Below are 15,060 nucleotides of genomic sequence, written 5' to 3'. Positions count from 1 at the left end.
TGACCGAGGACCATTATGCGATTCTCTAAACTGTTTGCCCGCACACTGCGCGAAGCGCCCGCCGACGCGGAACTCGTGTCGCACAACCTGTTGATGCGCGCCGGCTACGTGCGGCCGCTCGCGTCGGGCATCTTCTCTCAGTTGACGCTCGGCACGCGCGTGGTGAAAAAGATCGAGCGGATCATGCGCGAGGAGATGGACCGCATCGAGGGCCAGGAACTGATCCTGCCGGTCGTGCACCCGGCCGAAATCTGGCAGGAGACCGGCCGCTGGTACGCCATCGGTCCGGAGATGCTCCGCTTCCGCGACCGCGCCGAGCGCGACATGGTCTTCGCCATGACGCATGAGGAAGTGGTCACCGATATCGCGCGCAAGGAGATCGCTTCGTATCGCCAGTTGCCGCAGATGGTCTACCAGATTCAGACCAAGTTCCGCGACGAGCCGCGCCCGCGCGGCGGCCTGATCCGCGTGCGTGAATTCACCATGAAGGACGCCTACTCCCTGCACGCGACGTACGACGATCTGGATGCGTACTACCCGCGCATGTCGGACGCCTACGTGGCCATCTTCAAGCGCGCCGGGCTGGATGCGGTCCGCATCGAGGCCGACAGCGGCATGATGGGCGGCACCGGCTCGCACGAGTTCGTCCTGATCGCCGAAAGCGGCGAGAACACGATTGTGCGCTGCGAGCATAACGACTACGCCGCCAATCTGGAAACGGCGCGCTGCGCCACGCAGGCAGTCGTGATGCCGGCGCCGCAGCCGATGATCGAGGTGGCCACACCGCACATGCAGACCATCGAAGACGTCGCCCAGTTCGTCGGCGTGTCGCCGGCGCAGACGCTCAAGAGCATGCTGTACATGGTCGACGAGGAATTGGTGATGATCGTGCTGCGCGGCGACCGGATGGTCAACGACTTTAAGCTGCCACGCGTGTTCGGCACTGACAAGTTCCGCCCGGCGCTGCCGGAAGAGATCCGGGCCTCCGGTGCCGTCGAAGGCTACGCGTCGCCGCTCGGGCTGTCCGGCGTCACGGTGTACGCTGACGAGTCGGTGCTGTGGGGTGGTAACTTCGTCGCGGGCGCCAACAAGGAAGGCTATCACGTCACAAACGCCAACGTTGGCCGCGACCTGAAATTCGAGCGATTCTACGACCTGAGCAATGTGCAGGAAGGCGACCGCTGCCCAGTGTGCAACGGCTCGCTCGGCTTTGCGCGCGGCATCGAGGTGGGCCACATCTTCAAGTTGGGGACAAAGTATACCGAGTCGATGCACGCCTACTTCCTGGACAAGGATGGCGTCGAGAAGCCAATCATCATGGGCTGCTACGGCATTGGCTCGGGACGCCTCATGGCGGCGGCGGTCGAGCAGCACCACGACGACAAGGGCATCATCTGGCCGATGCCGATCGCGCCGTTCCAAGTGCACCTGGTCGGGCTGGGCCTGAACGATGCCGCCATGCGCGAGGCCGCCGAGGCGATGTACCGCGATCTGCAAGCCGGCGGATTCGACGTGCTGTTTGACGACCGCGAAGAGGCGCAGGCCGGCGTGAAGTTCAATGACGCCGATCTGGTCGGCATCCCGATTCGGCTGACGCTCAGCCCGCGCTCGGTGAAGGCGGGCGGCGCCGAGGTCAAGCTGCGCAAGGAGACGACCGCGCGCGTCATACCGCTTGCGGACGTTCAGAAAGAGTTGCGCGCACTGGTTGATGTGCTGATGGCTGTGTGACGCATAGGCAAACCATGTATCCATACACAAATGGCGGCTCTGCACGGAGAAACGACTCCGGCAGGGCCGCCCCATTTCATCAGAGGAGCGCTCCGCCGTGATTGACCTATACAGCGATACCTTGACTAAGCCGACGCCGGCGATGCGTGCCGTAATTGCGGTCGCTGAAGTCGGCGACGAGCAGAAAAATGAAGACCCGACCGTGAACCGGCTGCTCGAAATGGCGGCCGACCTATTGGGCAAGGAGGCTGCGCTCTTTCTGCCCAGTGGCACGATGTGCAACCAGATTGCGGTCAAGACGCATACACGCCCGGGCGACGTGATCATTGCCGACAAGATGGGGCACGTGATCCGTTCGGAAGGCGGGGGGCCGGCCTTCAACTCCGGTGTCATGGTGGAGATGCTGGACGGCGATCGCGGGCGATTCACCGCCGAGCAACTGGCGGCCGTGATCACGTCCGGGTCAGTGTATGTTCCGCCCTCTAGGCTCGTCTGCCTTGAGCAGACGCACAACTTCGCTGGCGGCACTATCTGGCCGCTCGCGCAGATGGACGCCGTGTGCCGGGTCGCGCATGAGCACGGGCTGTCAACGCATATGGACGGCGCGCGGCTGCTGAATGCGGTGGTCGCAACCGGTGTGCCGGCGCGTGACTACGCGGCTGGCTGCGATTCGGCATGGATCGACTTCACCAAAGGGCTCGGCGCACCGTTGGGCGCGGCGCTGGCCGGCTCGCGCGACTTCATCGCCCAGGCCCGTCGCTACAAACATATGATGGGCGGCGCGATGCGCCAGGCGGGCATGATGGCCGCTGGATGCATCTATGCGCTGGAGCATCACATCGAACGGTTGGCCGACGACCACGCCAACGCGCGGTTGCTGGCGGGCGGCCTGGCGCAGATGGACGGCATAAGCGTCGAAAACCCGATCCCGGACACCAACATCGTGTTCTTCAGCCCGCGCAGCCCGCGATTGACGCCGAGTGACCTGGTCGCCAGAGCGCAGTCACGCGGCGTGCGCATGGGAGACTTCGGCACGCGCATCCGCGCGGTGACGCACCTCGACGTGTCGCACGGCGACATCGAGCAGGCGCTGGCCGTTATCGATCAGATCGTTCGCGAAGCTGGCGCCGAATGACATCCATGAATCCAGAAACGCAAAACACGGTTGCGCTGATTGGCCTGGGGGCAATGGGCAGCGGCATGGCGCAAAGCCTGCTGCGCGCCGGCTTCCGCGTGCTGGGCTTCGATGTCAGTGCAGCGGCGCGCGAAGCGTTTGTCGGGCGTGGTGGCGTTGGGGCGGAGTCTGCGGCGGATGCGGTGCGCGGCGCGAGTGTCTGCATCGTCATCGTCGTGAATGCGGAGCAGGCCGAGGCCGCGCTGTTCGGCGCGCAGGGGGCCGCAAGCGTGCTCGCGGCAGGAAGCGTGGTGATGCTGTGCAGCACGGTGCGGCCCGCGTTCGCGCGCGAGACCGCAGACCGTTTGCGTGCGCAGACCGTCGAAATGCTCGACGCACCCGTCAGCGGAGGGGTCGCCCGCGCGGCCGAGGGGCGCTTGAGCGTCATGGCTTCCGGCTCGGCGGCTGCTTTTGCCGGGGCCGAGCGAGTTCTGGCGGCGCTTGCCGAGAACGTATTCCGCCTCGGCGACACGTGTGGCCAGGGTTCGACGGTCAAGATGATCAACCAACTGCTGGCTGGCGTGCATATCGCGGTCTCGGCGGAGGCGATGGCGTTTGGGGTGCGCGCCGGAGTGGACCCGCGCATGCTGTACGATGTGATCTCCAAGAGCGCGGGGTCGTCGTGGATGTTCGAGAATCGGGTGCCGCACATGCTGGAAGGCGACTTCACGCCGCGCAGCGCCGTCGACATCTTCGTGAAGGACCTGGGCATTGTGCTTGACACGGCGCGCGAGAAGCGCTTCCCGCTACCGCTCGCGGCCGCGGCGCATCAGCTATTCCTGATGGCCGCCGCAGCCGGACACGGCCGTGAAGATGACGCCGCCGTGGTCAAGGTGTTTGAGCAACTGGCCGGCATCGCGGTAAAGGAACGCTGACCGTCGGCGTTCGGGCGCGAATCCATCGTGGGGTTGAGGGAGTTGGATGCGGTTCATGGGCTGGTTTCGAGTTGACAATCACGGCGAGTGGGGTAGACTTAAGATGAACGTGAGCATGGTCTATGCAAGCGGACAAGGTGCAGGAGGGACACATGACATCGAAACCCAACAACGCGAACGTACCCGAAGCCGAGCCACAACGCTTCGACAGCGCGGCCGCCGGCGCACATCTGGTTAGCCGCCCTTGGGGCGGCCCCGGTGTCTCGCGCTCCTTTGGGCTGTCCAGCGGGCTGCGCTCCCTGGGCGCAGCTGTAACTTCCGCGCTTGTCGCGGTATGGGCGCTCGCTGTCGGCCTCGTCGGCTCGCTGATCTACCGGTTCGCCCAGCACTACGAGTACTTCCGCGCGCTCGATGCGGCATCCGCGCTCGATCCGATGCAGGAGCTTCAGTCGCGTCTCTCCTATACCGAATGCGACATTCTGACATTGATGGCGCGCGGGTACAGTGATATGCGCATCGGTGAAATCCTGTCGTTGCAGCGCGCTTCATTCGACTCATATCTGCGGCACATCTATCTGGCGGTCGGATTGACCAATCGCGGACAGTTGCGTGTCTGGATTGCCGAGCACGGCGATAAGTTCCGTCGCTAAGCCAGGTGCCATCCGCCAGGACAAAGATAACCCGCCACGGGGATTCATCCCGTGGCGGGTTTTGCATTGCGAGCGATGCTCTGGCCTACATGCCGCCGCAGGGCGACGGGTTCGCCTGTGCGGGCGGTAGCACAATCACCTTCAGTGAATATGTCGAACTGCCTGCGTCGGGCAGCACGGCCACATCGATGCGGTAGTCTTGCGTCGTGGTCAACGTGCCTGCCCAACAGCGCGACTCGTTCTCCACGCGTTTGTACGGCTGCCCATCGGTAACGCCGACGACCGCGAAGTTAGTCGCGTTGGCCGGAGAGGTGATGGTAACGATCATCTGCTGTCCGGCCTGCGCGCGCAGCAGATAGCTTGGCCGGTTGGGGTACGTGGCGGTGCCGTTGACCGTAGCCTCGGTTGCGCCCGTCGCGAAGTTGATGCGCGTCGGCGCCGTGGTGGCGGCTCGCACGACGATCAGCACATAGATCGGGCTATTGCCCACGCCGAAGCCAACGACCTTGCCCGCGTCGTCGACCAGTTTCCACTCGCTGCGGTACGTGCCGGCGGTGCCCGGGGCCGTGAATGGTACGCTGATGTCGGTCGTCTTGCCCGGCTTGACCTCGCCGGACAACTGCACGGTTTCGGGTGCGCTCATGCGGCTGCCGCCGGTGAATTTCAAGGTGTGCATCGCCTGGCCGGGACCCCATGTGCAGGTGCCGTCGTTGCGCACGCGCCACGTCTTCGTGAACGCCGCGCCGGGCGCATAGACGCTGTTGTCGGGCACCGTCACATCGGCGATGTACAGCGCTTTGTACGTGCATGTGTTGTCCGTGGTGGGCGGTGCGGGCAGGTTCTGGTAGTCCCAGCCAAAATTCAGATCGTTGCGTTGTTCGCCCGCGCCAAGCGTCACGGCGTAAGTGGCGCGTTCCGCGGCCTGCGGCAGCGTCCACTGTCCCGGCATCAGCACGGCCGCGTTGGGCGCGACAGTTGCATTGATCGTCACGCAATACTTGCCGGGTGCCATGCCGGCGAACGCATAGCGACCGTCGGCGTCCGTGGATGCCGCGGCCAGCCCGGATGACGGGCAATCGCCCGCGCCCAGTCCGACCTGAACCGAGGCAATGCCGGGCTCGCCGGGATCGATGATCCCGTTGCCGTGATAGCCGCTTGCCGCATTGCCGACACAACCGGCGGTCGGCACCGGAGGCATCGAGGCGGAGGTGGCGCATAGGTCGTGCCACACGAGGCCGGCGAGGCGCGCCGCGCCGGGCACGGGCGTGCCGGGCGGGTTGACGACGATGGTTGGCGCTGGCGCCGGGCTTGCGGTAGGCGACGCCACGGCGGACGGGGTGGGTGACGCCAGCGGCCGGGGCGGTATAGTGGGCACGGACGTGCCGCCGGGCAGGCAGGCCGTGAGCAGGACGAGCGCTACGGCGAACACCGCCAGGATGAATCGTGAGCGAAGCATCAGCTCCTCCATTGGAGTAACGCATGCGCAGCGGCGCTGTGCCGCGGTCCATTGCCTGCTATGGGTATAATCGATTGGCCGGGCGTTGTCAAGATGGTATGCCGGGTCCAGCAATTCTCAATTTGGCTTTGGACGCGTACTGTCCAATGCCGGCTTGTCAGAGGTGCGCGGCGGCTGCGCCGCCGCGCACCTCCCCGTTAGCTTTTCCCCCGCGCGCGGGGGAGAAGGGGCCAGGGGATGAGGGGGCATACTGGCGGCCGACTCCAAAATGAGAATTGCTGGCCGGGTCCGGCGGGTTTCACCGCCAGGCACCTGCTCATATCCCGACAAAACCCCCACCGTTCTGCGGTGGGATTTTCCCGTTTGCGGGGTGCAGGGGGCGGCAAGCCCCCGCAAGGCGGGTGCGGCTTAATGCCCCCGCCGCTGTCCGTTTTACCTCACGACGACTGGCAAATACCGATATTCCACGATGCGCGCATTCAGCTCGAAATAATGGATTTGGGCCAAACCGACATTATCCAATTGGAGACTACAGTCAGGATTATTGAATGTCGTCCAACTTGCAATGACGTACCTATCCGTACCGCGATCGATCGGCGCGTCGAACCGGACATTGGCTGCCGGTACGGGCAGCAGCGGAGAGGCCAGCAGCGAGCGCAGGTTGCGCTCGGCATCCAGATTATCCGATGCTTCGGCCAACCATTCAATGTCAGCCAGTGGCGCATCCCACCACGGCACGAGCAGCGGCGTTACCGCACTGTGGGCGTAGTAGGTAAATGCCAATGGCGTACCGCTCAGACGGCTGTCTGCGCTCGCGCGGTTCAGCAGCGGCACGCCCCGCGAATACACCGTGCCATACCACACCGTGACTAGACGTGTATGGGTGATGATAGACGGGCATGTGATCGGCGTCCCGCTGGTAATGAGGCCGGTGGTCGTCAAGAGCGCCTGCGCACCCAGCGATACCTGGTTGGTGTCGAAGCCGCTGAACGTGGTATTGCTCACCTGCAGCGCCCGACCCAGGCCGGATACCAGCGCGCGGCCCGAGCCAGCGGCGTCCGCAGTGATTATTGTGTTGGCCACCAGATCGACGGACTGTGTGGGCGCGCGCGCATAGCCGAAGACGATGCCGTCCGCGCCGAACGTGGTGGTCGCCACATTGCCGCTCAAGACGCTGTTCTGCACCAACGCTTTCCCGCTGATGTTGGAAAAGAAGAACGCGCCGCCATCGGCGGCCATGTTGCCGGCGGCGAGGGAGTTGCTAATGGTCGCGCCCTCGACGAAGTAGGCCGCGCCCCCCAAGCCGCTGGCGCGGTTGCCCAGGAAGCGCACATTCGACAAGCTCGCCAGGCCGCCCAGGTTCGCGCCGCCGCCGTTCATCCCCGTGTTCGAGATAAAGTCCGTATCGGTCAGCGCGACCTCGTAAAACACGGAGAGTCCGCCCGCCGACGCCGACGTATTGCGCTCAAAGCGGCTGTGGTTGACCCGCCCCCGCCCTATCAGCGCGCCGCCGCTGCTATTGCCCACGAAGTCAGTCCCGTCGATGTCGGCATGGCCTTCAATCCACAGGCCGCCGGCGTCGAGCGCCACGTTGCTGATGAATTGGCTGGCGGTAATGGTCACGCTTACTTCAAGCGTGCTGTATAAGCCGCCGGCGATGTACGCCTTGTTGTCGCGAAAGGCAACGCCGTTAAAGACCGCATGTGCATCATACGACACGAACAAGCCGGACGAAGCCGACTGCACGAGCGCACCGCCGCCGAAATTGGGGTAAAGCGGGTAGGTCGCGGTCAGCACATTGCCGCCAGCAAACGTGAGACCGGAAATAACGACCGTCTGAGTTAAGCCGAGCGTCACGGTCATCACGCGTTGGTACGGCTGGGCGACGAGAATGGTTTGGCTCGCGCCTGCGCCGAGCAGATTGACGGTCTTGTTCAGGTTGAAACTCTGCGTGTAGGTACCCGCGGCGATATTGATACTGTCGCCGGCATTCGAGCCGTTGATGCACGACTGGATCGTCGTGTCGCACGGCGCAACACCGGGATAGGTGCGGGTGGCGGCCGGCTCTTTGGACGGCGCTGCCAGAGCTGTGTGCAAGGCGAATACCGCCCAGAGCGAGCACACGACGACAGCAACCAGCGCAAGTTTGCGGCGAAGGCGATTGCTCATCGTATTCCTCACGCTAACCGTACTGTACGCGATTGGCTTCGCGCATGATCGCCGCGATCTTGTCCGCGAATTTGACGGCGCTGTTGTCTTCAGGCGAGTAGCCGATCACGCGGCGGGCGTTGGCGATGCTCCAGAAGTTGTGGTCGTTGTCGCTGACCCCGTAGAAGATTTGGAATGGAACCCCGTGCTCGTCGCGGATATCCGGAGCTTCGATCGACTTGATCGCCAGTTGGTTCTGATCGCGCGCGCTCAGGTACGCGCCGAGCGCGCGATGGAGCTTCTTCAGGTCGCGCACATCGCATTCGTCCACGTCGGTTTCGCGCGGACCGCCGATGCGCAGATGGACATTCTCGAGCCGCTGCCCGCCATTCTCGACGCCGGTCGCGAAGACGAAGCCGAGATCTTCGTATGCTTCTTTCGCCCACCCGTAGTAGTTGTCGGAGTACGTCTTCATTGTCTCGTCCACGTAGTCCCAGCGGTCGCTCCAGATCAGCCGCTCGTACCAATCGGCGGCGTGGTTGCTGGAGCAGACGACAACGCGGCGCACGCCTTCCTCGACCGCAGTCTGGAACACATTGAACGCCATTTGCACGTTGGCGAACTCGTTCTGGAACTTCTGTGACCGCGCGGCCGGCGTGTCGCCGGATACGAAGGCGCCGCCGGTGCGTCCAACGAACGCGCAGTGCAGCACGGCATCGGCGCCGCGGAAATAGGCGCGGTAGGCGTCGCGGTTTCGGTCGGTCAGGTCGACCAGCTCGATGTCCGCGATCTCGACGCCGGTGCGCGCGCGGCGGGAGACGTCGAGGAGCACGAGATCGTATCGCTCGCGGAACGTGTTGATCATTCGTGAGAAGATATAACCGGCGGCGCCGGTCACGACGACTTTGCGGTTTGCCATGCAGCCTCCAGTTCGTGACGTGCGATGGGCGATGCGGAATTGTACCGCATCATGGAGCCAGACGCCAATGTGCCCAGCAATTCTCATTTTGGCTTTGGACGGGTACTTTCCAATGCCGGCTTGCTATGAACTGGCCCCCCCTGGTGCTTGTCACGCAAGCTGGCTCGACAAGAAAGCGGCATTGCCCTCCCCGTTAGCTTTTCCCCTGCTCCCCCGCGCGCGCGGGGGAGCAGGGGCCAGGGGGATGAGGGGGCAACCGGGTGGACAGACTCCAAATTGAGAATTGCTGCAATCTGCCTTGACACCCTGAGTCTGATGGCGTAACATCGTCACATGGCATGGCCATTCGGGCTATGCCGCCCGTCAAATGAGGAGGTCGATCGACACAACCCCCACATCATGGCGGTCCAACCGGTATTGTTGCGCGTCACACCATCCTGGGAGGGAGAAAGACATGGCCACCAATCCGCTCCAGTGGAAGCTTTGGAGCCTCACGAATTGGGTTCCGGGAATCGTCTCGATCATCCTGCTCTTGTTCGTGCCGTCATGGGCGGTCGATGGTTTTGCATGGGCGGTGCCCGTGCGCATGAGCCAGGTATTCATCGCCTTTTCATTGATCTACCGGTCCGGCTTCTTCGGAAGCGTCTTTCGCGGCATGTCGTGGCGGCGGTTGCGTTATATGTTTGCCGGCAATTTCGCGTTCTCGATGGTGCTATTGACGACCACATTCCTGCACCCCGACAAGTTCCGCTTTGACCTCCCGACAGGCTGGATCTGGCTGTTCCTGTATCTTGAGGAGCCGATCTGGATGGTGCTACTGTACCGCGAAGCCGAGAAGCATGTGCTACCTCGTATCGAAAAGCCGAACCCGCTTGCGGGCGGGCTTCGCTTTCTTCTGGCGGCGCAGGCGATCGTCCTGGGCGGTGCGGGAGGCATGATGTTTGTCAGCCCGGCGGCGCTGGCCAATATTTGGCCCTGGGACCTCGCGCCCGTCACGGCGCGTGTGGCAGCCGGTTTCCTGATTGCGTTTTGCATTTGGTCCGTGACGCTGGCGGCGCGTGACGATTGGGAGGAAGTGAAATTCGGTATGCAGATGAACCTGCTGTGGTATGCTTTGGTGCTCGTGTCGTACCTGGTATTCATCTCGGAAGTCAGGTGGGATCGGATGCTGGCGTTGCCGTTCCCGATTGTGCTGGCGTCGCTGCTGGCCGCACTGGGCGCCGCATACGTCTGGCAGGAACGCAGGGCAGGAGCGTAGCTTCCCGTGCCGCGCCGGGCGGCTGTCACATGTCACTCGCAGATAGAGATAATTGACCTCTGACACACATCCGCTCGCCTTGGTATGATCAAAACGGCGCTTGGCTCCGATTGTGGTCAAGCCGTGCCAGAATGAACAATCCGGGAGGCGTTCATGTTTCGCAGACTGTTCGCCCGCAACCGTCCCGTGGATTCGCTTCCTGCCACGCCGCTGATTGAACTGCGGCAGGTCGTCAAGTCGTTCGAGTCGCCTGCCGGCCGCTTTACGGCGCTCAAGGGTATTGACCTGCATGTTGAGCGCGGCGAGTTCATCGCCATCATCGGCAAATCCGGCTCGGGCAAGTCCACCCTGCTCAATATGGTCGCCGGCATCGACCGACCGACCACCGGCGAAGTCTGGATGAATGGGGCCGCCGTGCACCGCCTCGACGAAGGCCAGATGGCGGTTTGGCGCGGGCGCAACCTTGGCATCGTCTTTCAGTTCTTCCAGTTGCTGCCGACACTGACCGTGGTCGAGAATGTCATGCTGCCGATGGATTTGTGCGGCGCGTACCCGCTGCGCGAGCGTTTTGGCCGCGCCATGCGTCTGCTCGAGCGCATGGAACTGGCCGAGCATGCCGACAAGCTGCCGACCGCGCTGTCCGGCGGTCAGCAGCAGCGCGTGGCGATAGCACGCGCTACAGCAGCGGGCGCGCCGGCATGCTGTTTGCCGTGACCGACCGGCACGACCCCGCATACCAACTGCGCGCCGGCGATGCGCTCAAGAGCGTGTTCGATGATGCGGGCATCGGCGTCGGCTCGATTCAGACGAACGCCTCCGCTCGCGACCGCATCGGCACGCTGTTCACCATCCTGTTTACGATGTTGATGGAAATGACCGTGTTGATGGCGACTGTCGGGGCGCTGGGTTTGATGGGCACCATGAGTCTCAACGTGCTCGACCGCACGCGCGAGATCGGCGTGCTGCGCGCCATCGGCGCGTCGAACGGCACCATTCAGCGCATCGTGATCTTCGAGGGCGTGCTGATTGGCGTGCTGTCGTGGGCGTTCAGCGCCGCGCTGGCCTATCCGCTCGGCAGCGCGCTGGCGTCGGCGGCGGGCATGTCGATGCTACAGACGCCACTGGAATTCGTGTATTCGGTGAACGGGGCGGTGCTCTGGCTTGCGCTCGTGGTGGTGATTTCGGCGGTAGCCAGCTTTATGCCGGCCTGGAGCGCATCGCACCTGACAGTGCGCGAGGTGCTGGCGTACGAGGGCTAACGTCATTGGACCGCGCGTTGGATTCGAATAGCATGCGGGCACTTTTCCGTACAGACAGGAGGCACTGCCGGTTTCATGCTTGACTTCAAGGCCGTTCAGGCCGAACTATACAGCGGCGTGATTAGCGATGTGCTCGATCACCTGGGCTACCGCCACCAGACGATGAGCGGGGATATTCGGCCCGTCAATGCCGAGATGGTCGTGGCCGGAACCGTGCGGCCGGTGCTCTCGGTGGACGTCTACCGCGTGCGCGACGACTGCTACGACCAGGAGATCGCGTTTGTCGATTCGCTGCTGACCGATGATGTGGTGGTTGCCTGCACCAACCGCTCGACGCGCACCGGCTTGTGGGGCGAACTACTTTCGACGGCGGCGCGGGCGCGCGGCGCGCGCGGCTGCGTAACCGACGGCTACGTGCGCGACGTACGGCGCATCGTGCAGATGGGCTTCCCGGTCTTTGCCGCCGGCATGCGCCCGGTTGACTCGAAAGGGCGCAGCATCGTATTCGAGTATGACACGCCGGTCGAGGTCGGCGGCGTGCCGTGCACGCGCGGCGACGTGGTCTTCGGCGATGTGGACGGCGTGGTCGTCGTGCCGGCGGCCATTGCGGAGCAAGTGATCGCCGAGGCAGTGCACAAGGTGCGCCAGGAGAGCGCGTCGCGCGCGGCGCTGGAGAACGGCGGCTACCTGCGCGACGTTTTCAATCGTTACGGTGTCTTGTAGCTCAGCGACGCGAGTTAGGCAACAGGGTAATCCAGCACCGGGCGCGCAGCGATGTGCGCCCGGTGGCTTTGCCGGCACCGCGAACCGTATTGTGCGAATAGTGCGCCTGTCGCGGTTGACACCACGGAATGGCTCGGCTATAGTCAAACTAGGCAAAGGGGCGCGCGTTCCGTGAGGGAACTGTTCTTCATCCTGGGCCGCTGGCCTGATCAGCAGTTGCGCCAGTGCAGTGTGCTCGCCATAACTTCTCGCGAGTCACCGGCGACCAGCCGTCACAGCGACATCGCCAGCCGCCTCGACCTCTAGGGGCATGACATGAGCGTTCTGGAAGCGGGACAGAGCTTCGGCCGCTACACCATCATTAATCTGGACGCGTCGTCCGGTCCGATCGAGACGTATCGCGCGTATGATGCGTCGATCGGGCGCGACGTTGCGCTCAAGGTGCTGGCCACACGCGACGCGGCCTCGGCATCTCGTTTCAATGCGGCGGTGCTGGCGCTGCTCGACCTCGCCCATCCGAGCATTCTGGACATCCACGATGCAGGCGACATCGACGGCATCCACTACCTGGCCATGCCGTTGATCGAAGGCACGACGTTGGCGCAGCGCCTGCAGCAAGGCTCGCTGACGCCCGCCGAAATCACGCGCATAGTCGAGCAGATTGGCGGTGCGCTGCAATACGCCCACGAGCATGGCATCGTGAGCGGCGCAGTGGCGCTCGACAAGATAATTATCGATCGCAGCGGCAAGGCCGTGCTGACCGACTTCGCGTCCGGCCTGCTGCCGGCCGCCGGCAGCGCGAGCGACGGCCGCCAGCGCGATCTGCTGATGCTCGGCGGCGTCATGCTGGCGCTATTGGCGGGGCACGCGATCGACGCGCCCGACAGTCCGGTCGGACAGTTGCTGAAGCCGTGGCTCGATCGGTTGCCGCCGGCGATCCAGAGCGCCGCCTCCGACAACTACACGCAGTTTGTTTCGCGGGCTGCTTCACCTGACGCGACACAGCGTTTTACGTCGATTGCCGATTTTCTGGCAGCGTGGCGACAACTGGTGAAGCCGGATGCGGTTGCGCCGGCTACGGCAGCGTCCACGCCGGCGCCATCGACCGCCAGCCGGGCCGAGCAGATCGAGTCTCGGCGGCGCGCGGCCGCAGCAGCACAAGACCAGGCGCGCCAGGCGCAGTACGACAGCGAGTGGCGAGAGCGGCAGGAGTCCCGGACGCGCGAGGCCGCCGACACGCAGGCGCGCATCCAGCGCGGAGCGGACGAGCGCGCCTCGACCATGCTGCGCGCGCGCCAGGAGCGCGATACGCGAATCGGTGCCGGCACGACCGTGGCCGTGCCGGCTGCAATGGCAATCGACCCTGCGCGACAGGCCGCGCTGCGGCGCTTGTTGACGGTTGTGCAGGCGGTGGCCGACAAACGCGCCTCGACCATCGGCATCCGGCCGCTGACAAGCACGCCCGCGCCGCCAAAGGCCGCGCCCACGCTGGCCCGTCCGGCGATCAGTCGCGTAACGCAAGCGACGGTCCAGTCGGCGCAGGCAACGGTGGCGAGCGAGTTGAAGCGCCAATCGGCCAGTGCGTTCGAGCGCGGGCGGCAGCAGGCAGCTGCCGACGTGGTGACGGTGGGACAGCGGCTGCGCCCGGTGATCGCCACGCTCATTGTGATTCTGTTCGTCGTGTTTTGCGTCTTCCCGCTGAGTTGCATCATCTGGGTGTCCACACTACCTGACCCGACGTCGACCCCGACGCGTGCAGCGCCCACACAGGCGCAACCGCCGACTGCGGCGGCCGCGCGCACGGCGGTCGCGACCGCGACGCCGCGACCGGCAACGGCGACACCCGCACCACGCGCATCGGCCACGCCCGCGCTGGAGACCGTGGTGGTCCTGACCGACACGTTTCGCTCGGGAGCGTGCGGTTTGCCAGAAGGCAGCGGCAGCGCCGGATCGCAAACGTGCGCGAACGGTGAATATCAAATGGCGCCGGCGGCAGCGGAACCGATGCTGGCGCTCTTCGATAGCGTGCGCGGCTCGATGCTGCTGGACGTCAACGCGCGTATCATCACCGGCACGAGTTCGCTGGAATACGGCCTGGTGTGGGCGGCCACCGCCAATCATTACTACGCGATCACGCTGAAGCCGGACGGCGCGCTGGCGGTATTCACCCAGCAGGATGGGAGCGCCCAGTATACCGTGCGCGGTCTCACGTTCAGCGCGGTCAAGGTGGGGGCGCAAACGAACCGGCTGCGCGTGCGAGCCAATGGTGACACCTTTGGTTTCGCGATCAATGAGCGTGACTTGCCGCTGTCCTTGACCGGCACGGCCGGCAGCAGCGGGCGCTTCGGTTTCTTTGTGCAGAGCCGGGAGCCGGGCGCGGTTGTCGCATTCTCCAATCTGGTCGTTTCTGAGATGCGCACGCCGGGCGGAACGCCGGCGCCCGGTGCGACGGTCGTGCCGACCCGTTAGCCGCCGATGGGCTATTTTCCGATTTGACATGCTCGTATGACTGTTGCATACTAATCCCTAACCGGAATCACCGACCTCGGTTGCAGGGACAGCCATCTTAAATACATAGGAGGTGATGCTTATGAGTAGTCAGAAACGCGGGGCATCACCGGAGGTCGAGCGGTAGCTTCGTTCGCCGTCGGTGATGCCCCGGCACACACAAAAGGCCTTCGCGAGAAGGCCTTTTGTGTTGCAGAGCACCACTAGATTGTGCGAATACAGCAATTCTCAATTTGGAGTCTGTCCATCAGGTTGCCCCCTCATCCCCATCGAATCGGACCCCCTCCCAACTTTGTTGGGAGGGGGTCGGGGGAGGGTAGCACGACGTACTCGTCGAACCGGCTTGCGTGATAAGTACCTGA

At 64.1% G+C, this 15,060-nt stretch carries 12 protein-coding genes; 9 read left to right on the top strand and 3 right to left on the bottom strand.

What is annotated here, in order from left to right; all coding sequences use genetic code 11:
- Positions 1 to 15: 15 nt before the first annotated feature.
- The 4 genes from HZB53_17735 (at position 16) to HZB53_17720 (ending at position 4,427) form a co-directional block, all read left to right on the top strand.
- Positions 16 to 1,728, top strand: a complete 1,713-nt coding sequence (locus tag HZB53_17735) for a proline--tRNA ligase (protein ID MBI5879494.1) — start codon at positions 16 to 18, stop codon at positions 1,726 to 1,728.
- A gap of 97 nt (positions 1,729 to 1,825) precedes the next feature.
- Positions 1,826 to 2,863: a low specificity L-threonine aldolase gene (locus HZB53_17730; protein ID MBI5879493.1), complete on the top strand. Its 1,038-nt coding sequence runs from the start codon at positions 1,826 to 1,828 to the stop codon at positions 2,861 to 2,863.
- A 5-nt stretch (positions 2,864 to 2,868) separates the two neighbouring features.
- A complete protein-coding gene (locus tag HZB53_17725; GenBank protein ID MBI5879492.1) occupies positions 2,869 to 3,777 on the top strand; it encodes an NAD-binding protein in 909 nt (302 codons plus the stop codon).
- A gap of 122 nt (positions 3,778 to 3,899) precedes the next feature.
- Positions 3,900 to 4,427 (top strand): helix-turn-helix transcriptional regulator, encoded by a 528-nt coding sequence (locus tag HZB53_17720; protein ID MBI5879491.1) that lies wholly within the window; start codon positions 3,900 to 3,902, stop codon positions 4,425 to 4,427.
- A gap of 85 nt (positions 4,428 to 4,512) precedes the next feature.
- On the opposite strand, the gene HZB53_17715 is transcribed toward HZB53_17720, so the two are convergent.
- From HZB53_17715 to HZB53_17705, 3 genes are all read right to left on the bottom strand, one after another.
- The gene (locus tag HZB53_17715; GenBank protein MBI5879490.1) at positions 4,513 to 5,883 is read right to left on the bottom strand and encodes a hypothetical protein; all 1,371 of its coding nucleotides are present in this window, start codon (positions 5,881 to 5,883) and stop codon (positions 4,513 to 4,515) included.
- Between the two features lie 432 nt (positions 5,884 to 6,315).
- The gene (locus HZB53_17710) at positions 6,316 to 8,052 is read right to left on the bottom strand and encodes a hypothetical protein (GenBank protein MBI5879489.1); all 1,737 of its coding nucleotides are present in this window, start codon (positions 8,050 to 8,052) and stop codon (positions 6,316 to 6,318) included.
- 13 nt (positions 8,053 to 8,065) lie between these two features.
- Positions 8,066 to 8,950, bottom strand: a complete 885-nt coding sequence (locus tag HZB53_17705) for an NAD(P)-dependent oxidoreductase (GenBank protein MBI5879488.1) — start codon at positions 8,948 to 8,950, stop codon at positions 8,066 to 8,068.
- A gap of 454 nt (positions 8,951 to 9,404) precedes the next feature.
- Between HZB53_17705 and HZB53_17700 the strand changes: the two genes are divergently transcribed.
- The 5 genes from HZB53_17700 to HZB53_17680 all read left to right on the top strand — a co-directional run bounded on the left by HZB53_17700 (position 9,405) and on the right by HZB53_17680 (position 14,659).
- Positions 9,405 to 10,208, top strand: coding sequence for a hypothetical protein (locus HZB53_17700; GenBank protein MBI5879487.1), 804 nt, complete (start codon positions 9,405 to 9,407; stop codon positions 10,206 to 10,208).
- Between the two features lie 153 nt (positions 10,209 to 10,361).
- Entirely contained in the window at positions 10,362 to 10,922 is a 561-nt protein-coding gene (locus HZB53_17695; protein MBI5879486.1) for an ATP-binding cassette domain-containing protein, read from the top strand.
- Positions 10,907 to 11,467 carry an FtsX-like permease family protein gene (locus tag HZB53_17690; protein ID MBI5879485.1) on the top strand — a complete coding sequence of 187 codons (561 nt, stop codon included), beginning with the start codon at positions 10,907 to 10,909 and terminating at the stop codon, positions 11,465 to 11,467. The genes HZB53_17695 and HZB53_17690 overlap by 16 nt, the downstream gene beginning before the upstream one ends.
- Positions 11,468 to 11,542: 75 nt before the next feature.
- The gene (locus HZB53_17685) at positions 11,543 to 12,190 is read left to right on the top strand and encodes an RraA family protein (protein ID MBI5879484.1); all 648 of its coding nucleotides are present in this window, start codon (positions 11,543 to 11,545) and stop codon (positions 12,188 to 12,190) included.
- 315 nt (positions 12,191 to 12,505) lie between these two features.
- Positions 12,506 to 14,659 (top strand): protein kinase, encoded by a 2,154-nt coding sequence (locus tag HZB53_17680; protein ID MBI5879483.1) that lies wholly within the window; start codon positions 12,506 to 12,508, stop codon positions 14,657 to 14,659.
- Positions 14,660 to 15,060 lie beyond the last annotated feature (401 nt).

The sequence above is a fragment of the Chloroflexota bacterium genome (assembly GCA_016235055.1).
In the GTDB taxonomy this organism is placed as follows: Bacteria; Chloroflexota; Anaerolineae; order JACRMK01; family JACRMK01; genus JACRMK01.
The sequence above is the reverse complement of the archived record's forward strand: the minus strand, read 5'-3'. Positions and strand labels throughout refer to the sequence as shown.